The sequence below is a fragment of the Acinetobacter sp. YH16032 genome (assembly GCF_013417345.1).
Classification (GTDB): Bacteria; Pseudomonadota; Gammaproteobacteria; order Pseudomonadales; family Moraxellaceae; genus Acinetobacter.
Genome location: NZ_VPEE01000164.1, coordinates 1 through 1,125, shown reverse-complemented (window position 1 = coordinate 1,125; position 1,125 = coordinate 1). Strand labels below are relative to the sequence as shown.

Annotated in this window: 1 protein-coding gene; it reads left to right on the top strand. The window is 37.7% G+C overall.

The annotated features are described in order from the left end of the window. Positions 1-309: 309 nt before the first annotated feature. Positions 310-1,125 (top strand): replication initiation protein RepM (repM, locus tag FTV32_RS17175; RefSeq protein WP_179991839.1); only part of this gene is annotated, 816 nt, incomplete at its 3' end.

Here is a 1,125-nt window from a genome sequence, read left to right as displayed (position 1 = left end):
GAGAAAAACTGCCCCCAGGAATCGAGCGCAGCGAGATTCAATAGAGTTTGAGCGAAGCGAAAACATAGGGCAGTTTTAAATGCCGTTTTTAATTTTTTTGGGCTTTTAATAATATAAAAAGCTTTTAAATGCTTTTAGGAGGGCTGAAATCATTGGTATACGTGCGTTTCAGCGATCATTCTCCACCATTTACCTTGCAATACTCCACCATTTACCTTGCAAGAATTTCTCAATACTCCACCATTTACCTTGCATAATCCATCATAAAATATTATGGTGGATTTACATCATAAAAATTATAGGTGGGAGATGTCGGAATTAGTAGTCAAAGACAATGCTCTAATCAATGCTAGTTACAACCTTGACCTAACAGAACAACGGTTAATTCTGCTAGCAATTGTGGAAGCAAGGGAATCAGGCAAAGGAATTAATGCGAATGACCCTTTAAACATTCATGCAGAAAGCTATATAAATCAATTTGGAGTGCATCGAAATACCGCATATCAAGCCTTGAAAGATGCTTGTGATGATCTTTTTGCAAGACAATTCAGCTATCAAAGCCTTAGCGAAAAGGGGAATATCCAGCATCATAAATCACGCTGGGTAAGCGAAGTTATTTACGTTGAACAAGAAGCAGTTGTTAAGTTAATTTTTGCTCCCGCTATTATCCCGCTAATTACTCGACTAGAAAAACACTTCACAAGCTATGAATTAGAACAAGTTAGTCAATTAAAAAGTGCCTATGCTGTTCGCTTATACGAAATTTTAATTGCTTGGCGTAGCACAGGAAAAACACCCGTAATTGGGTTGGATGACTTTAAAAAACAGATAGGAATTAATGAGGGAGATTACAAGCGAATTGATGTACTTAAATCCCGTGTACTAGAGCCATCAATTAAGCAAATCAATGAACATACGGATATTATTGTATCTGTTGCACAGCATAAAACAGGGCGTTCAGTTACTGGTTTTTCATTCCGATTTAAACAAAAACCACAACCAAAAGTAGAACAAAGAACCGACCCAAAACGAGATCCAAACACACCTGATTTCTTTGTCGAAATGACCGATGCACAACGGCATTTGTTTGCACACAAATTATCTGAACTGCCCGAAGTTGGTAGC